At 43.7% G+C, this 24622-nt stretch carries 23 protein-coding genes and 1 pseudogene; 7 read left to right on the top strand and 17 right to left on the bottom strand.

Going from position 1 to position 24622, the window contains the following annotated elements; translation table 11 throughout:
• Positions 1-225: 225 nt before the first annotated feature.
• The 8 genes and pseudogenes from LEP1GSC194_RS05425 to LEP1GSC194_RS05390 all read right to left on the bottom strand — a co-directional run bounded on the left by LEP1GSC194_RS05425 (position 226) and on the right by LEP1GSC194_RS05390 (position 5892).
• Positions 226-777, bottom strand: a complete 552-nt coding sequence (locus LEP1GSC194_RS05425) for a hypothetical protein (RefSeq protein WP_017808237.1) — start codon at positions 775-777, stop codon at positions 226-228.
• A 3-nt stretch (positions 778-780) separates the two neighbouring features.
• Entirely contained in the window at positions 781-987 is a 207-nt protein-coding gene (locus LEP1GSC194_RS05420) for a hypothetical protein (protein WP_020772681.1), read from the bottom strand.
• A gap of 95 nt (positions 988-1082) precedes the next feature.
• Positions 1083-1967 carry a hypothetical protein gene (locus tag LEP1GSC194_RS05415; RefSeq protein ID WP_020772695.1) on the bottom strand — a complete coding sequence of 295 codons (885 nt, stop codon included), beginning with the start codon at positions 1965-1967 and terminating at the stop codon, positions 1083-1085.
• Between the two features lie 288 nt (positions 1968-2255).
• Complete coding sequence (locus LEP1GSC194_RS05410) at positions 2256-2648, bottom strand: hypothetical protein (RefSeq protein WP_155826347.1); 393 nt, start codon at positions 2646-2648, stop codon at positions 2256-2258.
• A 58-nt stretch (positions 2649-2706) separates the two neighbouring features.
• The gene (locus tag LEP1GSC194_RS05405) at positions 2707-3276 is read right to left on the bottom strand and encodes a hypothetical protein (protein WP_036041502.1); all 570 of its coding nucleotides are present in this window, start codon (positions 3274-3276) and stop codon (positions 2707-2709) included.
• Positions 3277-3369: 93 nt separating this feature from the next.
• Positions 3370-3972, bottom strand: a pseudogene (locus tag LEP1GSC194_RS05400) (WG repeat-containing protein); the annotation flags it as partial.
• Between the two features lie 216 nt (positions 3973-4188).
• Positions 4189-5331 (bottom strand): DUF4303 domain-containing protein, encoded by a 1143-nt coding sequence (locus LEP1GSC194_RS05395; protein WP_020772662.1) that lies wholly within the window; start codon positions 5329-5331, stop codon positions 4189-4191.
• Positions 5332-5487: 156 nt separating this feature from the next.
• On the bottom strand, positions 5488-5892 hold the full coding sequence (locus LEP1GSC194_RS05390; protein WP_017808326.1) for a DUF2721 domain-containing protein: 405 nt from the start codon (positions 5890-5892) through the stop codon (positions 5488-5490).
• Positions 5893-6018: 126 nt separating this feature from the next.
• Between LEP1GSC194_RS05390 and LEP1GSC194_RS05385 the strand changes: the two genes are divergently transcribed.
• Positions 6019-6738 (top strand): fatty acid desaturase CarF family protein, encoded by a 720-nt coding sequence (locus LEP1GSC194_RS05385; RefSeq protein WP_020772643.1) that lies wholly within the window; start codon positions 6019-6021, stop codon positions 6736-6738.
• Here the strand turns inward: LEP1GSC194_RS05385 and LEP1GSC194_RS05380 are convergent.
• Together LEP1GSC194_RS05380 and LEP1GSC194_RS05375 are read right to left on the bottom strand one after the other, a co-directional pair.
• Positions 6710-7552, bottom strand: a complete 843-nt coding sequence (locus LEP1GSC194_RS05380) for an LA_0991 family prenyltransferase-like protein (RefSeq protein WP_036041514.1) — start codon at positions 7550-7552, stop codon at positions 6710-6712. The genes LEP1GSC194_RS05385 and LEP1GSC194_RS05380 overlap by 29 nt on opposite strands.
• Before the next feature lie 73 nt (positions 7553-7625).
• Complete coding sequence (locus tag LEP1GSC194_RS05375; RefSeq protein ID WP_020772701.1) at positions 7626-8651, bottom strand: mechanosensitive ion channel family protein; 1026 nt, start codon at positions 8649-8651, stop codon at positions 7626-7628.
• 219 nt (positions 8652-8870) lie between these two features.
• Here LEP1GSC194_RS05375 and LEP1GSC194_RS05370 point away from each other — a divergent pair, with 219 nt between their 5' ends.
• The 5 genes from LEP1GSC194_RS05370 (at position 8871) to LEP1GSC194_RS05350 (ending at position 15894) form a co-directional block, all read left to right on the top strand.
• Positions 8871-11066, top strand: coding sequence for an adenylate/guanylate cyclase domain-containing protein (locus tag LEP1GSC194_RS05370; RefSeq protein ID WP_036041513.1), 2196 nt, complete (start codon positions 8871-8873; stop codon positions 11064-11066).
• Positions 11063-12658, top strand: coding sequence for a hypothetical protein (locus tag LEP1GSC194_RS05365; protein WP_021064413.1), 1596 nt, complete (start codon positions 11063-11065; stop codon positions 12656-12658). The genes LEP1GSC194_RS05370 and LEP1GSC194_RS05365 overlap by 4 nt, the downstream gene beginning before the upstream one ends.
• Before the next feature lie 4 nt (positions 12659-12662).
• Positions 12663-13475 (top strand): fibronectin type III domain-containing protein, encoded by an 813-nt coding sequence (locus tag LEP1GSC194_RS05360; protein ID WP_017808110.1) that lies wholly within the window; start codon positions 12663-12665, stop codon positions 13473-13475.
• Entirely contained in the window at positions 13472-14245 is a 774-nt protein-coding gene (locus LEP1GSC194_RS05355; RefSeq protein WP_020772666.1) for a DUF1554 domain-containing protein, read from the top strand. Before LEP1GSC194_RS05360 ends, LEP1GSC194_RS05355 begins: the two co-directional genes overlap by 4 nt.
• A 116-nt stretch (positions 14246-14361) precedes the next feature.
• Positions 14362-15894, top strand: coding sequence for a YceK/YidQ family lipoprotein (locus tag LEP1GSC194_RS05350; RefSeq protein ID WP_020772679.1), 1533 nt, complete (start codon positions 14362-14364; stop codon positions 15892-15894).
• 5 nt (positions 15895-15899) lie between these two features.
• On the opposite strand, the gene LEP1GSC194_RS05345 is transcribed toward LEP1GSC194_RS05350, so the two are convergent.
• The 7 genes from LEP1GSC194_RS05345 to lipL48 form a co-directional block, all read right to left on the bottom strand.
• Positions 15900-16478 (bottom strand): energy transducer TonB, encoded by a 579-nt coding sequence (locus tag LEP1GSC194_RS05345; RefSeq protein ID WP_020772676.1) that lies wholly within the window; start codon positions 16476-16478, stop codon positions 15900-15902.
• Between the two features lie 3 nt (positions 16479-16481).
• Complete coding sequence (locus tag LEP1GSC194_RS05340) at positions 16482-16898, bottom strand: ExbD/TolR family protein (RefSeq protein ID WP_020772654.1); 417 nt, start codon at positions 16896-16898, stop codon at positions 16482-16484.
• 2 nt (positions 16899-16900) lie between these two features.
• Positions 16901-17320: an ExbD/TolR family protein gene (locus LEP1GSC194_RS05335; protein WP_020772653.1), complete on the bottom strand. Its 420-nt coding sequence runs from the start codon at positions 17318-17320 to the stop codon at positions 16901-16903.
• 26 nt (positions 17321-17346) lie between these two features.
• Positions 17347-18201, bottom strand: a complete 855-nt coding sequence (locus LEP1GSC194_RS05330; protein ID WP_020772650.1) for a MotA/TolQ/ExbB proton channel family protein — start codon at positions 18199-18201, stop codon at positions 17347-17349.
• A 298-nt stretch (positions 18202-18499) separates the two neighbouring features.
• Positions 18500-21466: a TonB-dependent receptor gene (locus LEP1GSC194_RS05325; protein ID WP_020772665.1), complete on the bottom strand. Its 2967-nt coding sequence runs from the start codon at positions 21464-21466 to the stop codon at positions 18500-18502.
• A complete protein-coding gene (locus tag LEP1GSC194_RS05320) occupies positions 21466-22167 on the bottom strand; it encodes an LA3241 family PerA/PerB upregulated protein (RefSeq protein ID WP_051185247.1) in 702 nt (233 codons plus the stop codon). Before LEP1GSC194_RS05320 ends, LEP1GSC194_RS05325 begins: the two co-directional genes overlap by 1 nt.
• A gap of 112 nt (positions 22168-22279) precedes the next feature.
• Positions 22280-23665: an oxidative stress response protein LipL48 gene (gene lipL48 / locus LEP1GSC194_RS05315; protein WP_017808860.1), complete on the bottom strand. Its 1386-nt coding sequence runs from the start codon at positions 23663-23665 to the stop codon at positions 22280-22282.
• Between the two features lie 655 nt (positions 23666-24320).
• On the opposite strand from lipL48, the gene LEP1GSC194_RS05305 reads away from it, so the two are divergent.
• Positions 24321-24622 (top strand): DUF1564 family protein (locus tag LEP1GSC194_RS05305; protein ID WP_020772647.1); only part of this gene is annotated, 302 nt, incomplete at its 3' end.

Genomic DNA, 24622 nt, shown 5'->3' with positions numbered 1-24622 from the left:
CGTTCATAAAGTCTCTATACATTTTCCACGACTTGAGATCTCCTTTATTTCTTTACCAACGCCGCTTACCTAAGATCGTGCATCTCTTTCGACTCGCAGATATCGAGCAGCGATTCTTTCGACAGATTTTCAGAAAGGAAGTTTCTTCGTACAAATTGATACCGTGTTCGAGAAGTAATTTCACAATTTCCAGATTTTTTTCACGGACGGCGACCAGCAGCGTCTTCAAACGCCATCATAATCCTCCGTCCGCTGCAGCATTAGTGCCTTGAAATTCCGCATCTGCAAGCACTCCGCCACGTCCTGCCTTACCACGAGGAGGCTCGGCCCTTCCTTCAGCCGGAAGCACTTAAGATCCAGCGCTCTATCACGGTCGATGGCCACTGAGTAGTATCTCTGGAAGGCGTCCTTCCCAATCCTGGTCTTTGTACGATCCAAGGCATCGACGCAGCCAATGAAGTTTACCGCCTTGTAATTGTGAAACTTTTCCCCCGTGTCCGTCCGTTTGAGCACCACCGTGTACGCATCGAAATTATCCACTCCGGCATCGTAAAATGCTTGGATGAGCTCGGTCGACATGACGGGCACCGTCGTGTCGAAGAAGGCTGGGAATTCCGTTCCGTATTCCGAATTCAGTTCAAGAACCTCGGTCGATAGGGGTTTAGCAAATTTCAAACCTGCAGTCCAGAAAAGCTGCCCAGTGGCGCGCGTATGCCCGCTGATCTCCAGTGTCTCTGTCTCCTCGAATAGATTTTGTCGGCAAAAATAGTACTCCATGAACTATCCTCGAACTCTCGCTTGGTCGCGAGTGAGAAAAAATTTAACAAGTTGTTCCGCATTCGGATGCGCCATTTCGACAAGCGAGGCATTGTCGTGAGCATCGGCACTCTCCTGGATCGCCTGTGGTTCAGACGCAAAAAATTTTCCGAATTCTTCGTTGTCGTCGACTTTGATTGACGCATACAGATTTGCTTCGATTTCTGCCAAAATGAGCTCCTCTTATTATTACTACTGATCTCTATAAAATTGAGTACCAATTTTATCGCAGAACACTGATTTCATACAAAATATTAGGTACTTTATCATACAGTTATGAGTAATCGCTGAATCTTTACGAAATATTTTTTAGTGACCTCTATTTCTGCGATTGTATTGGGAGCATTAATGCGAATTCTATGTTTTTGATAAATTCTTACAACGCGCTCCGCTTCTTCTTGGATTTTATGAATACTTTTTGTGTCTACCAAGCCCTTTTTGAGATCTTGCGTGACCGCATACAGTTTTTCATTCAGTTTAAGAAGTTTCTCGTCAAAAACGCCTACAAGATTCGAAAATTCCCGCAGCTCATTTTTGCTCGTTGCGTTGAGAGGAGGCAACAAAGCAATGGTCTCTAACCGGTTCAGGTGTTTGATCTGCCCTTCAGCGTAAGTTAAGCAAAGTTTGATAAACAAATCTCCCACCTTGTCTTGAACTGTCTTGACGATATTTTGGCTTGAATGACTTACGAGTACCAAGAGCGGTTCTCCTTCCTTATTTTTCCGGGTTGGATGTAACATCCATGCATCGGAAAAATACTTAATCGGAAAAAACATTTCTTCTATTCTTAATTTGTCCAATAAAGTTGAATACTGATCCAGTTCAAAATTGCCTTTGCCTAACCATAAATCCTTAGAGGTTGCCTTGCGGCTCTTTTTTCCAAACTCCAAAGCCCCATGTACGGATAAGAGCTTTTGGAATGATCGAGGCCAGGAAAAATATTGAGAGGTTAGGGCAGGAGGATGGCTTTTCATCCTTACCTCTCCCTCGAAATCAATGATTTCATACATTCCAACTTGAGATATTTGTTTGATCTTCTCAGCCAAAAGTTTAAGATGCTTTTTACCTTGGGATGATTGAACGAGATAGCCGTAGCTTTTTAGAAAATATTTATCAGCATTTCCGCCCTTATTTTCTTTCTTTCTTTCCATAGCTTTTTTTGCTTCTTTTGAAGTTTTTTATTCGTGCGCAAAAGTTTTAGTTCGAGAGATCCCTACCGTTCCGGGTTTCTCCATAGGTTTCAGTAAGAGAATTTCTAGATACTTCAACATTCTAGGATTTGTCGTTTTTGTAGATAAGGCGGTGTTTCATTCAAAATATCGTGATATGGCACCTGAAAAAAACAACCTAGATGACAAATAAGGCGAGTATTTTAAGATTCGTGGCGAGAGACCGCTTGATATCAAACCGAAATCAATACCATCTCCATCGTAATCGCATTACATACGTGGGTACCGAATAGCTTTCCAACGGTCAAAAATATCGCTTTGCTCACCCTTAGCCCGAATCTCCATGATTTGACTGTTAAGCTTGGCACGGCAGTTTTCAAAGTAGGCTTGATCATGACCCTCATATAAGCTATGAATGTGCTCTTCTCCATGCTCATTAATGTCCCGGATGATGACGGTACACGCAAATTGCATCAACTGTAAGACAGCGAGCTTATCGCTTATGTTAGGCAAAAGCTTTACCGCCAAGTTATCGAGTATATTGTACGCATCCTCCTTGGGAAAACGATCATAGAGTTCTTGAATCTTTGGATCTGTGATGTGATTTGCAGCGTTTATTCGCTCAAGTTCCCTTTTTTGCCTTTCCTTTTCTTCTCGGTTCAATTTGTTCTCCTTGCGCTTGTACAACATTATGATATATCGTTTTTCAAGTATGCGAGATTCAAAGCTTCCGAAAGCCGAAACCGATCGAGGAAAATTTTAGAATCTTCTGATCGACCAGGCCTAAGCGCTCAAATCCTGAATTTTTGATCATAATAGAAAGCTCGACATATTCATTCCGTTCAGCCTGACCTTTATCGACGGCAAAATCGAGTTCTAGAAATATGTGGCCTTCCCTCGATACTTGCTTAAACGATATTTCTCTGCGATCAGCACCGAGAATGGATAAGGAAAATAGATTTTCGAATCTGCTTTTTATTATTTCACTGGCACTAAACACTATCCGGTATTTGCCTTGCTCGCCCGTATGCAACCTTGTCACAATGTGCAGATCTTCGGTCGGATTGAACTGGGTGTAATAGGGGTAGTCGGCCGCTGTCTGGTATGATCGCTTATTGCTCTCCGGATAAATAGGTCCATCAAGGAAAGAGATAAAAATCAGAACACCAGTTAGAATACCACACAGAACACCGCCATCAAAAGGGAAAAAATGCAATTTCCAAGTGTTGTGGTTCTCTGGGATTATTTCATCCGGTTGATGTCGTTCCTGATTTCTTAATTTCCAACGCATATTGCCCCCATGACAATAAGACTTTTACGCAATTTTTCTGATAGATAGTTCTGTACTCGCAGGAGATCCTCCATGCTGACACCTCTATCACTATTTTCCTGATATTTCCCCGATAGCCGCAAACCCGCCGGAAAACCCATTGGCATACTGGAGCGTAGGCGCAATGACATATTCGCCGCTTAAGTCGATAAAACCGTGCTTTCTGGTTTTTTTGTCCCTCACGTTTGCAAGACCTTCGCGAAATTTGTCGATCGATTCAAATTTCGGTCCAATGATGTACTCGCCGTTTATGTCGATTACTCCCGTTCCTTCAAAATTCTCATAAGCCAGAGCTACCCGGTCATAAAAATGGAATGAATTCAGAAACTTGAACGGGATCACCAGCTTTCCCGATTTATCCACCGCTCCCCACTTCTTACTTTCGCTCGATTGTATGGCGCCGCGCCCTTCTGAAAAAATCTCAGTTCTTTCGTATTGCAACGGTACTGCAAATTCTCCGAGCCGATTCATATATCCGTATTTATATTTGCCGCGCGTTTCTTCGTTATAAGCCACCGCCAGCCCCTCGTGGAATTCATCGGCTCTTTCATACTCAGGTTCTATTACCCATTGCCCTGAGACATTGATATATCCCAGTTTGCAATTTTTTCGGCCGTTTGACCACCCGCGGACAAGAAATAAAGTTTGGCCTTTCATAGAGTTTTTCTCCAAAATGTCGAGTCGTTGAAAACTTCGGGAATACTTTTCGTATAAGATGGATTTCTATCCGATCCGTGTTTGTGCAACCTTATACGGATTGTATTTAAGAGCGATTCTTGTAATTCGTGCTCGTTCATATTCTTTCGTAGGCGTCTTTTTTAGGTCTATGTATTAAATACATTCTATTTTAAGAATATAGTATTATTATAATAATCAATAATTATGTTCCGCCCTAAAACAAATAAAATTCGGCGAGGTTTTCAGAGACCGAAAGACCTCTCTTTCCTTCAGGTTCTTTAAGATCGTATCCATCGCAAGTGCGTATTCGCTGTTTTTTTGCTCTAAGTCGTCGGCTTCGTAGTGTTCATTGTAAAGTTCTTCGTCAAACGGTCCTTCCGTAAAACCGTCTTCGTTTTCCTCGTTCCTCTCTTGAAAATCCGCGAGGATATATTTCCAATCCCCTACGTTATTTTTTAACTTTTGAATTTTTTCGGAAGTATCGTATGCGTTCGGCCATTTTAACTGATACTCTTCTAAAGTTTTTTCAAAGGTTTCGATGCTATTCATCTTGATGTAAGAAGCATCGATTGCAAAACCGTAAAAAGTTTCATCGACGTGGGCTTCCGCAAAGGATTTGATTTTTTGGATTGCGAAGTTCGTTAAGGCCTCAACGTCAAATCCTTGTTTGGCGGAGTTATCATGGGCTTTTTCCTTGGGTTCCGTTTCTCGTTCCGCGGGCAGGCCCAGTTCTTTTCGAAATTCTTTTCTCTCTTCATCGGATCCGAGGAGCACAATGTTTTCCAGAAAGAGATTTCCCAGAAAAGGATCTCTTGCTTGAAAAACGTGATCCCATGCCGTAAGTCCGTTTTGATCTTTTACCGATTCTTCAAGCCACATCGTATGCAGCAGATAATCCACAACCGTTATGGAATTCGTTTTAACGGCATAGATCAGGATCGGATCTCCGTGTCTGGCGGAATTTGCCTGCATCGCAAAACCGGGGTTAAGTTCGTTCGCGTTAAAAAATTCGATATCTCTGTTTTTAACGGCTTCCACAAAGACCTGGCGTGATAGGTCCGTTCTGGATATTTTTCTTTCCGAAAACTTACCCAGCCAATAACTGCGCCATTTGTCTGCGTACTCTGGACTCTCGGATTCCGGATAATAAAGCTCCCAAGTTTTCCACTTCACGAAAGCGTCCCGTTCTTTCCGAGCTTCGTCCGCGTTTTCATACGTGTACGTTTGGGAGAGAATCCGGTTTTGATCCTCGTATTGTTCTACGGTAAGTCGTTCGTTTTCTAAAGTCAATTCGAGGCTTCGTGTTCTGTTCTTTTGGATCAGTTTGATTTTACTCATGGAGATATTCCTAATTTCTTGGATATTCCTGTTTCTTGTAGAAACAATTATACGATTTTACCAAAAGCAAAGTTGTACATCCAATCATCTTATAATACGGTTTTTGTTATTACCGTTATAGAAATCGGTAATAACTATATATTAGAATTTCCTAAATTAGTTGGAGCCCGATTTGTCTAAGGCGTGCATCTCTATATCCAAAGCATGAACCGAAAGATGAATTTCCAACCAACAAATACAAAGAGAGGCGACGAGAAAGAGGAGGGCCAGAGCGAAAAGAATCCATGCGGTCTGCTGTAGATTAAACGCTAATGCGGTCAAACAAGAAGTACAAGCGAGAAGGCTTAAAATTCCCATACTCTGCGTATGACGAATCAACGAAAGACGAAAGCGAAGGTTTTGAATTTGGGAAAGTAGATCCGGATTTTTATTCTCCTGATACTTCCCGATGAGTTGTCTGGCTAGGCTCGCGAGTCCTAAAAAGCGATTTGTATAAGCGAGCATCAAAAGTGAAATTGCGGGAAACAACAAGCCCGGCGTATTGAAAGAAAGGGGGTTCATAAAAAACGAAGGATCGTACGGGAGTTCCGGCAGTAAAGTTTCATTTTTTTCCCCAATTGAGGCGCTCTTCCCGGAAAAAATCTCGCCTGAATTCCCGTCCGTAATAAGACTACACCAGGCAATCGTATGAAAACAGAACCAACTCAGCTTCAAAAACCGGATTTAACGATTCATAGAATTTTCGAAACATTGAGCGTCGTCGCCTTCGTTTTACTTTCGATTTATTTCGGTTATCAACTCGCTCGCGTATTGACAAACGACTTCGCCGCTCATTCTTATTTGGCTTGGGCGGTTCCCCTGGTAATTTTACTTTCTTGGCTCGGGGCCGATTTTCTTTCGGGTCTGGTTCACTTTTTAGGGGACAGCGTCGGTTCCGAAAATACTCCGATCTTCGGGCCTGCGTTTATCTTTCCGTTTCGAGATCATCACGTGGATCCGAAAGGAATCACCAGACACGATTTTATCGAAACCAACGGAAACAACTGCCTTGTCTCCTTACCTATTTTAGTATATTATGTTTTCTTTTGGGAGTCTGCGGGAGTGTTTAGTTCTTTACTCGCTTTGTTTTGGTTTTTTCTTCTTTTGGGAATTTTTGCGACCAATCAGATTCACAAATGGGCGCATCAGGATTCTCCAGCGGCGTTTATTAAAATATTACAAAAATATAAACTGATTTTGGGTCCGGAACACCACAAGGTTCATCATACGCCGCCGCACGAAACGTATTTTTGTATCACTACGGGTTGGCTCAATCCGATTTTAAAATCCTTGAGGTTTTACGAAACTCTCCGTTGGATTTTGAGAATTTCTCCCGCGGTCAAACTGGAAACCATTTCCGAAAAATGACCGGAACACAAGCGAGAATGAAATAACCTTCTCCGAGGATTCTGTAGAACTGATTTTTTTGAAAAGAGTTTTCGAAGATCAGAATGTTCGCCGGGATACAATAACCCAAACTCAGATAAAAAAATTCGGGGAAAATCGCGCCTTGATTTTTCCCGAGCCAAAACAAATTCAATCCCATTCCGATTAAGGCCAATACAAAAACAGATTTCTTTAAAGTCCCTGGCGAAATCCGTTTCAGGATGGATTCCGCGTTTTCTTTTCGATCGATTTCCCTTTCCATATACGAATTTACGAACGAATTACAAAGTACGGTTAAAAAAAATAAACAACACCAGGTTTCCGATCCGGTTTTTGTGGCGGATAGGATCGGAGCGAACCAAACTCCCGCGGTATAAAGAATCGATACGGAACATTCTTTCCAAAAGTAGGAAACTTGAAGATAGGAAAAGACAACGTGCAAAACGACGAAAATTCCTAGAATCAGAGCGACCGTAACCGTCCGTTCGTTTAGAAATAGAATTCCGCAGACAAAACAAAAAACCGCCGTAAAGCCTATGATTACGCTCAGGAATATTAGATTTTTAGAATGAAATTGATGACGTACGTTTGCGCTTTTCTCCCTGAGTTTCCAGCCGTCGATCCAATGATCGGCTCCGTAAATCGTCCAAACCGTCGCGGGAAGTAAAAACCAAAACGCAGAGCTCATACTTGCGTTCAGAACGGAAGAGGCAAACCAGGCGGACGCAGCGGCGCCGCAGACGATGTCAACGCTCAAAACATTCCAATAGTAGAATATTCTTTTGAAGTATCTCATATTTGAAAAACGGTTCCGGTTCGCCGATTGATCCGACGCGGATTCGCCCAAACCTTCAACCGTCTAATTGGCGTTATCCGAGTTCGATTCCCTCTTTTAGAAAACGAGAATGCAATCGTTTGATAAACTCGTGTTTGATCGGAAATTGATCCGAAAACTCGCGGTAGGGAAGGTCGATTTCGAATTGGATAAAACCTTCTCCGAACTTTTGATAAACGAAGGAAACCTCCTTGACTTCTTCGGATTTATAAAACTTTTTTAATACTTCTTTTCCGATCTGCACCGAAAGAATTTCCACCTTTTCCAAATCGTTTTGATAAGCGACTGCGGCCGTAATCCGAATCGAAAACTCCTTAGAGTGTAAATCGAAGTTCGTGAACACGGAGGAAGACATAACCGAGTTGGGAACCACGATCGTTTTATCGTCGTATTTTCGAATCGTAGTACTCCTCCAAGTGATGTCTTGAACGCGACCTTCCAATCCGTCTCCTTGCAATCGAACGTAGTCCCCTTTTTTGAGTTGTTTACCGAGTAGAATGCTTAAACCCGAAAACAGATTGGAAAGAGTGGGTTGTAAACCGAGAGCGACCGCAAGTCCTCCGACCCCGAGGGCTCCCAAGATAGGCGCGATCGAAATTCCGAGAGATTGAAGGATCAACAAAACTCCGATCGCAAATAAAATGATTCGGATCGCGTTGCCGATGATCGAGGCGGAAGGGATCAGCCCCTCCGTTTTTTCGGAATATGTTTCGAACACGGCCGAAAAAAGACGAACGAGTGCGAATGTCAAAAGGACGATCGAAAGAATTTTAAAACCCAAAAAGACGGATTCTCCGAAAATCGACGAAAGTTTTAGGACTTTGAGAAACAAAAAAGAAGCGAGCAGAAAGAATAACAAACGAATGATTTTTCTTCCCGCCTTGTAAATCGGATGTAAATTTCGGATTTGATTCCTAAATAAAACGTCCGACAATTTCGGAACGATTCTGTCCCCGAGTATATAACCGATCAATAATACGAAAAAAAAGATCCCCGTTGCGGTTCCCAATTCTAAAAGGAAATCTTGGGAGAACCGGCTTTGAATTTCGTTCCAATCCATGGGAATCAGTTTTTATTCAAATCGATATCGTGCAAGAGCAAATCGTTCGTTTCATTTCGATGTAACGTTTCCAAATTCCAAGTCTTGTTTGTGTCGATTTTCGTTCAAATCGTCGCCTCGGTACGATTCTTCCGTTTAAATTTTCGATTTTAGGATGACAGGAGAAAAAACGTCCTTATTCTACTCCAGATCTAAGGAGAACGGGAACGGATGTCCAACCTGCTCGATCGATCCAAGAGTAAAAATGATAAACCGATTCGTTGGGAAGAATTGCCGAATCTTCACTCCGATTCGCAGGATCCGGATTGGATCGTCCGAAGTTTGATTTCGGAAAAACTCGCGCTTGGAATTCGAGAGATCGTTTTTTGTCTTCCGGGAAAAGAAGCGGAGTCCCTCAAAAAATCAGATAACTTTTTAAAACTCGTCCGGGATCTTAAACACGGGGGTTTTTCGATCTCTTCCGCGAACAGCGATAAAATCCTTTCGGGAGCGGGCGAGTCTTCCGAAAAATTCTTTCATTTTTTAAAGAATCTTTCCGCTACTTCCTCCTGTCTTGTCTGGGTCGGACGCGGAAAGGTCTCCGAAATCGAATCAAAATATCATAATTTTCTTAAGCACTTGGATTTGAGCCGCGAATTCGAGCCGTTTCGTCCGTCCCGGTTTACGATTCGAGTTAAACTTCTCTCCATCGTCTCCGCGATCATCATGCTCAGCATGAGTCTGATGATTACTATGGCCACGTTTTTTTTCAGAAAGTACAGCGAGATTCTCATCCAGGAATACAATCTTTCCCTCGCGCGTATGACCGGACTTCAATTGAGCGGACAACTGAAGGAAACAACCCGGAAAATCCAGGACTTTCGTCCCGCCGATTCCGAAAAATTCTTTCGGGCCAACTCCAACGCGGTCGCATACGTTCGGTTCAAAAGCAGGGATTCCGTCCGGGAAATCGATTCTCTTTTTTGGAATTTGAGATTTTTAAAAACGAATTCGGTGGTTCCCGATCCGACAACCTTAAAAACCGCTTTGGAAAAGGCGTCTTCCCGTCTGTCAGGAACATTAGAAGTATTGAATGTTTCTTCCGAGTTCGGTTTTCCCGCAGTGGCGGTTTTACTTCCGGTCGGGGATGAAATTTCCGGTTTGGTTTTTTCGGCCTCGGAGTTTTTGGATTCTTTTCTTGCGGTGAGACAAACCGATTTTTTTCAGATGATCGTCGTGGATTCTTCCGGAAACCTAATCGCTCATTCGAACGATAAGGAAGCCGTCTCGGGGAAGGATTATAAAAAACATCCTCTTGTGGAGAATATGCTTCGCAGCCCTTCCGATAACGGATCGCAAAGATTCGATTTCGAAGGCCGGGAGGTTTTAGGTTCTTATCAACAACTCGAAGTGGGAGGTTTGGGAATCATTTTCACGTTAGACGCCGATGTCGCTTTCGAAGCGGTTTATAAAATCCGCAGACAAAATCTATTGATTATGATTTCGGTTTTGTCCGTCGCTTTTTTCGTAGTATTCGTTTTTTCAAGGACGCTTACGATTCCGATCATTCAACTTCTTTCCGCCACCAGGAAGGTGGAACAGGGAAATTACGCCGTGGACATTCGCCCCACGACACACGACGAAGTCGGGGTCCTTACCAATTCGTTTTTAAGAATGGCGAGAGGACTGGAAGAAAGGGAAAAAATCAAAAGCACCTTCGGTAAATTCGTCAACAAGGAGATCGCCGAACGCGCGTTATCTTCCGATCTGAAGTTGGGCGGAGAAAATCGGGAAGTTACCGTGTTTTTTTCCGATCTTAGAAACTTTACGGGAATGTCCGAAAAGATGAAACCGGAAGAGGTGGTCGAATTTTTAAACCAATACTTTACCGAAATGGTGGAATGTATTCATCTTACGCAAGGGATCGTGGATAAATTCATCGGAGACGCCGTGATGGCTCATTGGGGCGCGCTTGTACACGACGGAAACGAGGCGAAAAACGCGATCAACGCCGCTTTATTAATGCGAAGAGCGCTCATCGAATTCAACCGGCAAGGGAAAGAGATCGGACGCCCCTTTACACGTTTCGGCTGCGGTGTCAATTCGGGCCCCGTGATCGTGGGGCAGATCGGCTCCGAGAAGAAGCTGGAATTCACCGTGATCGGAGATACTGTCAATCTCGCTTCGAGGGTGGAATACTTGAATAAGGAGTTCGGAACCGACATTCTAATTTCCGAAAGCACTTATCTGCAGGGTAAGGATCATTTTAATTTTGTGAAACTTCCTCCCGTTTGGATCCGAGGGAAAGAAAAACCGCAAATCGTTTACGCGGTGTTAGGTTGGAAGGACGATCAGGATTGTCCCAAATCGTTGGAAGAATTACGCGCGTTATGCGGAATACCCGATCCGGAGAGCCCTTCCCGGTCCTTGGCATGAACGTATATTCGAAATTTAAAAGGGAGATTCACGTTGGGATATTGTCCCTGTTTGCCTTAGGCGTTTCTCTTTTTCTTTTTTGGAAGGAAGGTGCGGTCGATTTCGGGGAAGGAAAAAAGGAAATCGTAGGGAACATCACTTTCAAATACAGAACCGCTCAAAGAAAACTTTCGGATCATATGATCTGGCAGGATGTGGAACAGAATTTTCCGATTTTCAATCAAGACTCCGTTAGAACCGACGAACTTTCGGAGGCGGTCGTGACTTTGAAGTCCGGAACCAAATTCGAATTGGATCCAAGATCCATGATCGTGATCCATCTCAGGGAAGAAGAGGAACTTTTGAAACTCGAAGAGGGCTCGGTAAAAGTGCAATCCGATAAACCCGTGAATTTGATTTCGGATAAAACGACCTTAAAGTCCTCAAACGAGCCGAGCCTGTTTCGCATAACGCGGGAGGAGGCGAGCGGGGAAAACTTGGTGGAATCGGTAAAGGGAAATCTAAAATGGTTGGGCGCTAACGGCGCGGAAGCGAAAATCAAGGAAGGGGAAAGGGCCAGAATAGGGAACGATACCTTGTCTCCGATCCGGGAGGAGTGGAAATTATTGGAACCGAACGACAATCATCGAATTTTTCCGGAAACGGCGGAAGCCAAAATCGGATTTCGTTGGAAATCGGATTCGCCTTTTTTAGTCGGATTATTGGAAGTTTCGTTAAACCGAAGTTTTGCTCCTTTGATTTTTAAAAAAGAATTTAAGGGAGAATCGACGGACGCGAATTTTCCGGAAGGGATTTATTATTGGAGGCTCGTTTCGGCGGATAAGAAAAAAGTCTCGGAAGTTCGTAAGTTCAGAATTCTTCCCAATCCTCCGGTGGCCCTTCTTTTTCCGTTAAAGAATACGACTCTGGAAGGATCGGCTTTACAATCCTTTCGCTGGAAACCTTCCGCCTTAGCGACCGGTTATATCTTGGAAATTTCGCAGTCCGCCGATTTTAAGTCGGAACTCAGACAACTTACTGTTTTTAAAACTTCGATCTCGATTCCTTTGTCCGGCGGAAAATACCACTGGAGGGTGAAGGCGTTTTCGAATTTGCCGGGAGCTTTATCCGTATCGGAGGCGAGATCCTTTCAAGTGGAGAATTTGGATTCGGTTCGAAATGTGGCTCCCGAAACCGCAAAGAACGAATTCACTTCGTCGCAACGCCCACAGGAAGAGAATGTCTCCAAAAAAGATAACTCCGAAAACAAAATCGAACTCACTCCCACGTTGTTGTATCCGATCCAAGGAAGAACCGTAGACATGACCGGACGGAATTCGATCGTATTTCGATGGAAACACAACGTAAATTCCAAAGCGGAAAAATGGAGTCTAAATTTGTACGGAGAAAAAGGAGAATCCATACTCAAACGATCCGTAAGCGGAGAATCCTTTCGTTTGACGGATCTCGGAGTTTTGGACGTCGGTAAATTTTACTGGGCCTTGATTCAGGAAGGAAACCGGTCCAATCAAACCAAGGCGGATTTTAAGATCGTACTGCGAGAGGACTTGGCCGCTCCGGAAACGAAAACAACCGGTAAAAAAGGAGAATGATAGATTGAGATCCGCAGTTATAAAATTCACGATTCTACTTTGTTTATTTATTAGCTATTCTGCATATTCAGAAGATAGAAAATACACCTATTACATCGAGTGGAACGAAGTAAAGGGCAGTCACGGATATAAGGTCGAAGTACGAAAGGTTTCCGAGCCGGAAACTCTCGTTGCCGAAGAGAAAACGGTTACGAGCAGTTTGGAATTTTTGATTCCGGCGGGAGAATACGAATTTAGAATCTCTGCGCTCAACCGTTTCGGAAAACCTTCCTCTTGGAGTCAGTGGTCCTCTTTTCTCGTGGAACAAGACAGGCCGAAGAGTATGGTGGAAGCCGAAAAAAAACGGGCGGTGGACGGAGTTTCCACTTGGAAGGTTTGGGTTCCCGGTTTGCTTCCGATCGAAAGAAAGGAATATACGAAGGCCTCCCTGATTTTTTTATGGTTCGGAGCTTTGGCGGTTGCGGGTAACGCGGAAAGGGTCGCAGGAAATTCCCTCTCCCAATCTGCCGGGAACGATCCTTCCTTTTTAACGTTAGTCGCCTTGACGACGCCCGCTCCGGTATCGATTTATTTCCTGCAAAAAAGGGAGGACGACAAAAAGGAATACGATAGACATCAAAGTAATCAAACGAGCATAGGCGTCTTGGCCCTTTTGAGTTACGGCTTAAACGTATGGTTGGAAAAACGCTCTTTTCATTCCACCGCCGTTTTGATAGAATCAAAACCGGAAGGTGTTTCCAGATGGAATTACCCGAATCTATTACAACCGAACTCTTTGGGAAGAATCGAAATCAGTTTTCGGAAGGAGTTCGAATGATTTTCAAAGAAGTCGATTTTTTACAAAAAATCCGTTCGATCGGGAACGGCGAAAGGACCGTCTTTAATTCGGCAAAACACATTCAAAAAATGACATATTCTTTTTTGATCTGCGTTTTTTTTCTGACACGTTGTTCGACCCCGTTCCCCGATCTGAATCCGAACCTTTTGTTTTTGGCGCTTTTGGGTTCGGACAAAACCGAACAAACTTCCGATCCGAATCTCGAACTTAAATATATTTTCGTAACCGTCGCCGGAACGATGGGACAATTGGGTGCGGGAACCGTGGCGGGAGCCGATAATATTTGCGCCAATGAAAAGAATACGAACTTTGTTTCTTTGCCGGGAACCGGAACGGACTATAAGGCGATGATCGCTTCCACGGGTGCTCCCTTACGCAGAGCTTGTAATGCGACGCCTAATTGTACGAATAGAGCGGAAAATGCGAACTGGGTTCTTTTACCCAATCAGGACTATTATAAGGGCGCGGTCTCTTCGCCCGTAAAAGCGTTTACGACCAACTCCGCGGGGATTGTGGTTTTTCCGGTCCCGGGTTTACTGACGTCGATCGATTCAAACGCGGCTACGACTTGGTGGACCGGTGTCGAAGCCGATTGGACCTCCAGCGTGAATTGTTTGAATTGGACGAGTGTCGCGGCCGGAGACAACGCGCAGTTCGGGTCCGGGAACGCTCTTTCCGACGTGTCGATTGCGGACCTGTTCACTTCGAATTGTAACGTTTCCAGAAAGCTCGTCTGCGTGCGGCAATAAAGAAACAATTGGCGGACGAACTTTAAGTGGTTCGGTTTTTCGTATTTTAAATTCCTCCTGGGTTTTTCGATTAGGCGTATTTCATTTTTTTAATATAGGATTGAATCGGTTCTTTTATGGTTTTTAGGATCATCGTATCGGTGTTAATTGTATTACAATTGAGTTGTAATACTACGGCTGCTATTGTACATACTTTTGAGGGAAAAGAGAAAATTTATCCGTATTCCGGGGCGGCGCTCGCTTTGGAACGTTATATCTGGGAGACACATCCCCCTAAGCCGTTTTCAAAAAGTTTTTGGAACGTATTGATTCTAATCGACCTTCCTTTTACCCTAGTGTTCGATACCATTCTTTTGCCCGTATCTTTTCCTTATTACTTATATGTGGAATCCGGCAGACCCGGGTCTAAAGAATGGTATTATAAAAAATGGAAAGAGCGACTTTATACTTTTATAGCAAAGAATTCTTCGAACGACATTCTAAGTTTGACTTTGGATGACGCGGACGTTAGACGCGAATATGAAGAGTTGCTAAGGTCCATTTCACGTTTGGAAGGAAACATTCGGAATTTACAAAAGGAAGGAATTACTCTCAATAAAGATTTAGAATATCTAATGTCGGTTTCGTCTAACGGTAATATAGACCCTGAACTGCAATTGAAACAACACATTGAAATCGTAGGCATAATCTATGAACAATTCAGAGAACATCCGGAATTAAAATCTGCGTATGGCAAAATTTTATGGGGAAAGTATTTTGAAATCGTATGGAGAAATTATTTTTCTAAAGGGGACTTCATTCGGAATCCGGACGTTTTAAAGAAAATTTTACGTGAATTTTCGGATAAAAAGGACGTCGCTATTTTGTTCCAGGAGATTGCCACTTTCTATTCGGAGCAGGAATACGATAAGCAGCGCTTCTCCTATTTTGTTAGAAGCCCTAGTTCTCAAAGTCCTTTTGAATCTTTTGAAACCCGTTCAAGCTTAGGACTTCCGAAAACGAATCAAGAATTTTGGAAGAATCAAATTCGAATTTTATTGGAACTGGATGGAATGATTCGTAGGGATTTTCCCAATTTGAAAAATAGTTTGGATCCCGTTTGGAAAGAAGCAATTTCATCCGGAGTTCTCTCTTATAATCACTCTGCTTTGGAAAAAGCGTTTCAGGAGTTTCCGAAAGAAACAAAGATCTCTATTGGAAATTTATTTAAAAAAGCGGTAGATGATAATCCTGATTCCGTACAGTTTCTAGGAAAACATGTTTCCGATTTCGGAATCTATTTTGCATCCGATCGAAATATGATTCTTACGACGCTTCGTTCTCCTAAGATACTTGAAAAATTATTACAAACGGGACTGGACCCGAATCGGATCTATGGATTTAAAAAAAACCTATTGATTAACGATCGCTGGATCGATGGGATTGAAGAAGATACTTTTTTGATTCTTTGTTTAGAGGACCCTAAAGAAGCATCCATAAATTCATTGCGATTATTATTGAAGTACGGAGCTAAAACGGACTTAGCCGTGAAACGATATTCTCGCGGAAAAGAGTATTTATACTATCCTCGTATTGCCTTGGAGAATCCTTATCATGATTTTTCTCTTAAACGTAAGATACTTACGGAATGGATGAAGAAACAACCTTAAATATATCAATAAAGACTGAATCGAACCGGAATGAGTACCTTTACGGTGATCGGCTTTCCATCCAAAACGGAAGGAGAATATCTTTTTTTATAGAACGCGTCGATCGCCGCTTCGTCCAAGCCGAAGCCCAGAGGTTTTCCCACGGACCGAACTCTTAACACTTGTCCGTTCTCGGCGATGATGACCTCGAGAGTCGAAGTTCCCGCGATACCAGCCGATCTTGCCTCCGAGGGATAGTCGGGTGTGATATTCGGAGTCAAGTCCACGGGAGCAGTCGCTCCGGAAATGATCGCGTCTTGCGCTCCCGCAATTCTCGGATCTTCTTTTTTTTTAATCGTATCGGTCGCTTCGAACTCTCCGTCGTCGACCGCCTCACCGGCGTTAGGTTCTTGTATGACTAAATTGTCCACAAAGGCGACCTCGTCCACGAGCCGATCCAATCGATTGAATTCGATGGAAGGTGTGTACCAAAAAAACAGAACGAATATTTGAAGAAAAAACGAAACGGATAGAAAGAATTCCATCCGATATCGATCGATCCGTTTTCGGAGTTTTCCTTTTTGAACGACGTCGGTTTGTCCCATCGGTCAAAGACCTCCGCCTTGTGTGGTTTTCGTGACGAGCGATATTTTCAAGGCGCCTGCTTCCTTTAACAGTTCGAAGGTGTTGTCCAGTTCGGCATAAGGCAAATCCTTATCCGCGTGAATTAAAACTTTAAGATCGGGGGTCGTCGCGAGTTTGGCTCTCACGTTATTGATCGCTTGATTCAAGGGCATTCGAACCTGATTGAAGTAGACCGTTTTATCCTTGTCGGCGCTGAGATATAAATTCGCTATTTTCTTATTCAACTGTTCCCCGCCGGAAACGTCCGGAAGAGAGATCGGTAAATCGGGGTCGGTATCCAGAACGGAAGTGACCATAAAAAAAACCAAAAGTAAAAAGGCGATATCGGCCATCGAACTGACCGGAATCGAAGGCGGATTTTTTTTCTTCTTTAAACTCATATTCACTTCAACCTTTTTACGGAGATCTGTTTAAATCCTCGGATTTGAACGGCGGATAACGCTTCCAACATATTGCCGTATTTCGTTTCTCCGGTGGTTTTTATCAATGCGACTTTGTTTTCTATGTCGGGAATTTCCATCAGACCAAGTTGTTCCCTGAAATCGATTAGGTTTCTATAATCCTTGGTTCCGACGGATTTGTTCTTCATCTTAACCAAGTCGCCCGCGATCAAGATCTCGTAGACGTTTTCTCGAAGGATCAAAGTGGGATTGGAGTTTTTTCTGGGAAGTTGAACGTTCAATCCTTCTTTAACGAAGAATACCGCGGTCACCATAAAAAACACCAATAAGAGGAACGCGATATCCGACATCGAGGATGCGGATATTTCCTCTAAAGCGCGTTTCTTTTTGATTCGGATCATAAGGATACCTGCATGCAAAAAAGCGATTATACTTTTTGAGAATTCCGTTTTAAGAATTCCTTATAGATTCTGTTGGCCGCTTCCTCGATTTCGGAAGTAAAACCGTCGATTCTGGAAGTCAGATATTGATGAAAAGTCATTGCGGGAATCGCAACGATCAAACCCGCCGCGGTCGTAATCAACGCTTCTTTAATACCGCCCGCAACCACTTTTGCGTTTACTTGATCCGCGTTTGCGATCGCGTCGAACGCGTTGATCATCCCCGAGACCGTTCCTAAAAATCCGATCAGAGGAGCGATCGTGGAAACCGCCGCAAGAATTACGAGTCCTCTTTCCAAAACCGTAATCACTTCCGCGGCTTCCCTTTCCACGCCTTTCGCGAAAATTTCCGCGTCTCCGGAAGATACGTCGATCCCGCCCGCTAAAACCTGAGTGATTTTGTATTCTTTCCTTTCGTCGAGAAAACTCCGAACCGAATCCAAACCCTTCGCGTCCATGGTTTCTCCCAAATCGATATTATAACCTTTGGAAAGAAGTTTTGCGGTCGCTAAGAAATAAATTCTTTCGAAGATGATTCCCATTGCGATGATCGAGGAAAGAGCCAACGGATACATCGTCCAGCTGCCGAGTAAAAAGAGATCCACAAATCCCCAACTTTTGTCGGCCTTGTCGGAAGAGGGCGCCTGAGTTGTCTCTTCGGTTGCGGGAGAGGACGTTACCGCTTTTGTCGTTTCGGATTTGGGAGCGGTTGTTTCCGTCTTGGTCGGTTCCGAAACTTTGTCTTGTGCAAATAATGCCGATGCGAAAAGGGAAACGAGTCCCGAGAGGATCAGCGCGGCCATCGCCCGTTTTAATTCTTTTTTTACCGAGGAAAATTTCATCGACGTCTCCGATTCAAATGTTTCCGTAATATACTTTCGATTTGTTACCGGATAATTACAAAAGGATTACGGATTTGAGATTTTCAAGGATCGGAAACGGATAAAATGGGGCATACTACCGCGAAAGCGATCCTAGCGAAAATCCTGCTTCGCAACGTCCGTTTTGCGGGAGATAATTTTTGAATACAATTAAATTAAAATATTCTTAAAAAATAATATGTTGCGATGCAGATTGCAGCGGGGAGCGCGGTTTCTCTTCGCGGAAGCGAAGAGAAATTCGCCGCGATAATCCGAGCGTTTAGAGTTTATAAGTGGCGGAGAAGGAGACGTCCAATCCCGTTCTGTATTTTTGAAACACGTATTCCTGTCCCGTAAGAGGGTCCGTTTGTGTGATTTTGAATTGGCTGTTCATAACGTTTCTAACGGAGGATCTAAAGTCCAAACGATCGTTGTGTTTGTAGGTATAAACGACGTCCGAAGTACCGGTTCCTTTTTGGATGGCGTTGGGAACTCCGTCGGATCCCACAAGGGCGATTCTGTCGCTGAAGTAGTTATAATAAAATCCTATATTATGTTTTTTGCTTTTAGATACGAATACGTCGACTTTCAGATTGGCGACAAAATCGGATTGGCCTTGGAGAGGACGATTTAACGTAGTAGGGGCGTAAGCCGCGTAAGTGGAAATCGGATCCACTTGACCCGTCGCGATAAAACCGTAGATATTCGAGTCGATTACGTCCACTCTCGATTTGATAAAGAAGACGTTCGTTTCGACCCTAAGCCACCAAAGAAGTTCCTTGCGATAATCCAATTCGATTCCGCGTATCGTGGCTTGTTGGGCGTTCGCGTACTTATAAACCAAACTCGCGCTTCCCGCCACGGGCAAACCGATCAACTCGATCGGATTCGAAAGATTCTTAAAGAAGGCTCCTGCGCCTATATAATCAGTATTCGTAATATAGTATTCCCACCTAACATCGTAATTGTGAATGTAGGTTCTTTGAAGGCTTGCGTTTCCGAAAGTCCTATCCGCTTGAAAATAGGCCGCAAATCCGAAAGGAGAGAGTTCCCTTAAATCCGGTCTTGTCAACGTTTGGGAATACGCGAATCGGAGGTTCATGTCTTTTGCAAATTCCCAAACGACGTTTGAGGAGGGTAATTTATCCTTCGTTCGCAATTCGCCGATCCCTACGTTATTCACATCGCAAACGTTGGATCTGACCAACAGCAATCTTTCCTCTTCGGAATTCGTTTTACAACCGTAACTCGTGTTGAATCCGTTCCAACTGTTCTTAAGGTCGTAGGTTTGCGTTTTTTGATAACTATCCTCGTATCTGACTCCGACGATCGTCTTTAACTTGGCGAGAATCGGAACTTCCAGTTGTGTAAAGGCGGCCCTTAAAGCTTGAGAAGCGTCGTAGGCGTTGTTTCCGGAAGCGCGTTCGTACATCTTTCGGTTGCCGTTTGCGTACGTCAAAGGATTGTAAACGACTTCTCCTGGGATCGGATAGATGGAATCGCGGTCGCTTCCGCTGAAGTTTCTTTGCGCTATTTCCCTGAATTCGAAATGTTTGAATCGATCCAGATTACTGACTCCGAACTTCAACTTGCTCTGTAGTCCGTCCCATTGGCTGAACGGGATTTCGTATTTGAGAGATTGACTTCTGACCGTATCCGCCGTATTCGAAAAGTATCTTGTTCCGTCGGGGTTGTTTCCCAGTCTTCTATATCCGTTTGCAAGATCGGTTCCGCCCTGCGACCAGGCTTGATTCCGAGCGTCGGGTTCGTCTCTTTCGGCTAACGCGTAGTTGACGTTCCATTCCAATTTATGGGATCTTGCGCTCAATTCCTTGATTTTGATTTCGTGTTCGCCGCCCAACGTGTTGTTGAAGACGGTTCTGCTGATATAATTCAGGTTCGCGGATTTGAAGTTGAAGTTGTCTATGTAGTTTGCGCCTTCTCCCTCTCGAACGGTTTTGTCGGATTGAACCGAATATAAAGTTTTTATAAAGAACTGTTGTCCGACTTTCGGTTCGTAGGCGAGGTTCAGGTTGTTTCCCCAAAGGACTTCCTCTCCGTAAATTTTGAGATTATTTTGGTTCAGAGGACGTAACATATTAGAATCTTTTAAATAAATAGAAATAGGGTTGGAAGCTTGAAAACGCGCGTTCGATTCTTCGCGATAATTGTAACTCCTGTTATAAGTCGTTCCCGCAAGGATCCCGAATCTTCCCCATTTTTCCGTCTTAAACGAATTCCCCGCGGAAATGCTGAAGGATTTGTTAAAAGGAGAATCCTCTTCTTTTGGAGACCATTCCTGGCTGAAGGAAAGGGATCCGACTTTCACGAGGCCGGTCGGAATTCCGCCGAAACGATCCCCTTCCACAAAAGGAATCACTTTCGGTAAACCGGAGATCATATCCGGAAGTTCCTGTCTTTGGGAAACCAAGCCGAAGTCGTTATAGGCGCTGCCGGAGTTGAAGGTTTTGAATTTATGACCGGCGACTTGAGTGTTCTTTCCCACTCCCAAAGAAACGGAAAGAGAAAGTGTGTCCGGATATTCCTTGGTTTCGATCTTAACGATACCGCCGGAGAATTCCGCCGAGTCTTCCGCCGATGCGGTTTTAATAACTCGAATGTTTTTGATCACACCCGCCGGAAATAAATCCAAAGGAACGATACGTTTATCCGGTTCGGGAGAAGGTATTACGGAATCGTTTAAAATGGTATTTGAATATCTTTCTCCGAGGCCTCGGACGAAAATGAATCTACCGCCCACGAGAGTGATTCCGGTAACTCTTCGAAGAACGTCGCCCGCGGAAGAGTCGGGGCTTTTTTTGATCGATTCCTCGCTGATCCCGTCGGAGACGACGACGCTTTTTCTTTGTAAGGCCAATAACGCGGATTCCGAATTTTCAAGACCTCGTCCTTTTACTTCCACCGTATCGAGAACCTGCGCTCCCATAACTACGTTTAGGGGAAGCCGTAGGCCGGGTGCGATCGTGATTTTCTTAAATTGAGTGGCGAACCCGATCATCTGAAATTCCACGGTATGTTCCCCCGGAGGAAGGTTTAATTCGTACTTACCGTCGAAGTCGCTTCGAGTCGCCGCTTTTATGGAACGAACGATGATCACCGTTCCGAAAACAGGATCTCCGGATTCCGAATCCACGATCTTTCCGCTTAGTTTTCCGGTTGTTTGCCCGAAGACCGGACTTGCCATCATTGAAAAAAGGAAGAATAGACTGATTGTTTTGTTTTTCATCATGTTCCGTATGTACAAACTTTAAATTGATTTTTATGTTCTATAACGAGTTTGATCTCTTCGATTCGGATAGTCTTTGATCCTACTTGTAGATCGAATTCGCCGATAATATATCCGTTGATGTTTATCAGCTTACGGATGTTATGCGGCTTAGGAAAGGGGGGGATTTTTATCGCCCCTTTCGTATTTTGAAGATGTTTTCTGATTTTATCCAGACCGGCGGTTCTTCTTAAAAGAATCAGATACATAGAATCTTCTATTTTAGAATTTGCCGTTATATTATTTTGATCCGCGTTGTTCGGGAGATAGATCTTTCTGGTTTCTTCCGGGCTGCACGAATATCGAAGCAGTTCGTCGGAACGATTCGGGTTATCCCGTATCTCCGTAAGCGCTTTTTGGAGCGCCTCTTCGACGGAAGAGGAAGAGTTTTGAATCTTATAAGATTTCTTGATTTCAGACTTTAGAATTTCTTGATTTTTTTGGATTTCCAAAGCCGACTCCGACGCCGGGTCCGTAAGTTCCTTATTCAAGTCGGGTTTTTGGTTGTCTTTTTTACAATAAAACGTAGGAGTCGATAAAAGTATGAATATTAGAATATTAAAAATAACGAATTTATTCCGTATTAAAAGAACGGGACTTATTTTGTCCGTATGAAGAAAAAAACGGCCGCCTAACGACGAGCTTTTTTCTTCATACGACATCCCGTAAAAAGTTATATTGTCGAGTTTCTTTTGGGTCGCGTCCTGATGATTCTGAAACATATTCTAAATTTTTAATTAGGATCCACTAATTATGGAATCCTAATATTTAAGTTTATCTCGCTCTATAAACGGTCCAACCGAAGGCCCAGTTCAAACCGTTAACCATACCGCCGTAAGTGGTGTTATCGATAAAGAACGAGTCGGAGGATTGTGCGCTCAAAGCGGAGCCCGCGGCAGCGGCGGCTTCTCCGGAAGGTTGATAATCCGGTTTGGTCGCAAATTCGCAGTTATCCGAATCTCCTGAACCTAAGGAGGTTACCGGAGCGGAAGTGAGGCCGTTTGTAGGTAATGTACAAGCCGCGGTGTTTCCGTTTCCTTTAGAGGCTTCCACTAAAATGTTCGCGAAACTAGGGGAGGTGACGGGGCCGCCCGGAGTTGCATTTGCTACACAATCAATATTTCCGGATTGAAATCCGTAGATGGCTCCGTTCGAAAATTTTCCTTGAAGTCCTTCTCTGAGTCTTGCTCCAAATCCGTTGGAAACGCTTTTTCCAAGAATAGTAAAGTTGGAAAGTTTTACGTTTGTGGTGGGTTTAGAGGTTGTGGATGCGGTTCCGGCGCTATGGGTTCCGTCCATTTCAAACCCGTGTGGATCGGAGGATGCGGTTCCACCGCAACTAGTAGGATATTTGTGAGCGATTAAGAATTGAACTTTTCCGGTGAATGCCTCGTCCAAATCTAAGTCGTCGTCCATTCCACCTGTCATCAAAAGATATTTACCGGTCCAAGCTCCGCCCCAGGCCTCGATGCCGTCGTCCAAATGTCTGTGTACTTGAACGTGATCCAGAGTGGTTCCGCTTCCTACTACATACATGGAAATTCCGTTCAACTCGTCTCCGGGTGAAACTTCGTTTCCTGCAAATTCTACGATCGTATAAGAAAGATTACCGGAGCTTCCGTTGTCGTTTGCGCCGCTATTGTATTGAAGACCGGTTCCACCTTCCGTGTTTTGTGCGGCGGCTCTGGAACCGATACCATCGCCTACGATCAAAATCCCGCCCCAATCGCCTGGAGCTCTGTTTCCGGAAACTTTAGAAGAAGTGAAACATACGGGTGCGGCTGCGTCACCGTTCGTTACGATTTTTGCGCCTTGTTCGATAATCAGAGCGGAACCTGCAGTTCCGAAAATTACGGAACCTCTTTCAAAGGTGAGAGTGGCTCCACTTTTTATTCTTACGATTCCGCTTAACGAAGAGGAAGAGTAAGCGGGAAGATTTTGACTGGAAGTGACGTTCCCGGAAAGAACCGTGTTTCCGCCTTGAACGGAAGCTCCGTCGCAGACGGCGGCTCCGGCGTCGCTACTTCCTCCCGATAATAGGGCGAGAAGTAGCAACATACTATTGTCGTTTTTGTCTTCTTTACAATTTATGAAAGAAGAAAGTAATAAAGCCGCGCTTATAATGAAAAGCGAAGTTCTTTGTAAGAAAGTTGATTTCATCTTATAACTCCTTGGAAGTTAACCCGTAGAAGGTTTAAGGAAAAGATAAATGTTCGGAGTTACGTATAAGTTACAAACTGATATAATTCGTGTAACTTTGATCGAGTTTGATAAGAGAGTTGTTTGTAGGAATGAGGACGTTAAACGACGTGAGTTCAATGTAAGAAATGGACCCAATCTTTCTTAGGCCGAACTCGCGTTATTTACGGCAATGCGAAGAATAGAATCAAAAGTAAACTCATCTTTATAAAATTCTACAACAGTAAAAACGGAAACATTGTTACAATCGTATTAAAGATTGGGCGAATCCAGCTCCAGTTTTTTCGTACGGAAAAAACTGGAGCTGGACCGCGCTTTCTGCTCCAATCAACAAATTGATAGATCGCTAAAAGCCAAATTTTTTCCTTATATCAATTTGTTGATTCCGCTTCAATCGCTTTCGCATTGGATAAAACGGAAAAAATTTAACCCTGACCCCTGATCTCTATCCACTGACCCCTAGTACGCTCCTACAAATTTCCTTATGTTCGAAAATGTTCGAAACGATTTTTCAATTAATGTGCGTTAGGTGTTCTGAGAGGATTTTTTCGTTATTTTTTGATTTTTTTTCACACAAATCGGATCCATCGCATATTTTCCGAGAACCGTAATCGGTATGGGAACATTGTGGCTACAATCGGATTTTAAAATCAGTTCGACTCTTAGGGAAGATCGTTCCGAAACGGTTACTCTTTTGATTCCGGAAGAAAGGTGGATTCGTTTTTCCGAAAAAGATGTGAAAGCGCTTCCAAGAAAAATTCCCGAACTTTTGAGAACGTATGGAAAGTATCTTTCTGCTACGAGGCGTTTAGGTAAGAAGGCCGGTCGAACCTTGTATCAGCCCAGTCCGGGAAAACGAAAAATGAAGCGGGTGAATATTCGACTTAGCACCGGAACTTGGACTCTCTTTGGAGCTCT

Origin of the sequence: Leptospira alstonii serovar Sichuan str. 79601 (assembly GCF_000347175.1) — a bacterium.
GTDB lineage: Bacteria > Spirochaetota > Leptospiria > Leptospirales > Leptospiraceae > Leptospira > Leptospira alstonii.
The sequence above is the reverse complement of the archived record's forward strand: the minus strand, read 5'-3'. Positions and strand labels throughout refer to the sequence as shown.

Excerpts from the sequence above, each read along its gene's own strand:
- LEP1GSC194_RS05385 (WP_020772643.1), top strand. The coding sequence starts at position 6,019 with ATGAAAACAGAACCAACTCAGCTTCAAAAACCGGATTTAACGATTCAT.
- LEP1GSC194_RS05350 (WP_020772679.1), top strand. The coding sequence starts at position 14,362 with ATGGTTTTTAGGATCATCGTATCGGTGTTAATTGTATTACAATTGAGT.
- LEP1GSC194_RS05325 (WP_020772665.1), bottom strand. The coding sequence starts at position 21,466 with ATGAAAAACAAAACAATCAGTCTATTCTTCCTTTTTTCAATGATGGCA.
- LEP1GSC194_RS05380 (WP_036041514.1), bottom strand. The coding sequence starts at position 7,552 with ATGAGATACTTCAAAAGAATATTCTACTATTGGAATGTTTTGAGCGTT.
- LEP1GSC194_RS05375 (WP_020772701.1), bottom strand. The coding sequence starts at position 8,651 with ATGGATTGGAACGAAATTCAAAGCCGGTTCTCCCAAGATTTCCTTTTA.
- LEP1GSC194_RS05330 (WP_020772650.1), bottom strand. The coding sequence starts at position 18,201 with ATGAAATTTTCCTCGGTAAAAAAAGAATTAAAACGGGCGATGGCCGCG.
- LEP1GSC194_RS05395 (WP_020772662.1), bottom strand. The coding sequence starts at position 5,331 with ATGAGTAAAATCAAACTGATCCAAAAGAACAGAACACGAAGCCTCGAA.
- LEP1GSC194_RS05340 (WP_020772654.1), bottom strand. The coding sequence starts at position 16,898 with ATGAGTTTAAAGAAGAAAAAAAATCCGCCTTCGATTCCGGTCAGTTCG.
- LEP1GSC194_RS05355 (WP_020772666.1), top strand. The coding sequence starts at position 13,472 with ATGATTTTCAAAGAAGTCGATTTTTTACAAAAAATCCGTTCGATCGGG.
- LEP1GSC194_RS05345 (WP_020772676.1), bottom strand. The coding sequence starts at position 16,478 with ATGGGACAAACCGACGTCGTTCAAAAAGGAAAACTCCGAAAACGGATC.
- LEP1GSC194_RS05415 (WP_020772695.1), bottom strand. The coding sequence starts at position 1,967 with ATGGAAAGAAAGAAAGAAAATAAGGGCGGAAATGCTGATAAATATTTT.
- LEP1GSC194_RS05405 (WP_036041502.1), bottom strand. The coding sequence starts at position 3,276 with ATGCGTTGGAAATTAAGAAATCAGGAACGACATCAACCGGATGAAATA.
- lipL48 (WP_017808860.1), bottom strand. The coding sequence starts at position 23,665 with ATGAAATCAACTTTCTTACAAAGAACTTCGCTTTTCATTATAAGCGCG.
- LEP1GSC194_RS05320 (WP_051185247.1), bottom strand. The coding sequence starts at position 22,167 with ATGTCGTATGAAGAAAAAAGCTCGTCGTTAGGCGGCCGTTTTTTTCTT.
- LEP1GSC194_RS05365 (WP_021064413.1), top strand. The coding sequence starts at position 11,063 with ATGAACGTATATTCGAAATTTAAAAGGGAGATTCACGTTGGGATATTG.
- LEP1GSC194_RS05335 (WP_020772653.1), bottom strand. The coding sequence starts at position 17,320 with ATGATCCGAATCAAAAAGAAACGCGCTTTAGAGGAAATATCCGCATCC.
- LEP1GSC194_RS05425 (WP_017808237.1), bottom strand. The coding sequence starts at position 777 with ATGGAGTACTATTTTTGCCGACAAAATCTATTCGAGGAGACAGAGACA.
- LEP1GSC194_RS05390 (WP_017808326.1), bottom strand. The coding sequence starts at position 5,892 with ATGAACCCCCTTTCTTTCAATACGCCGGGCTTGTTGTTTCCCGCAATT.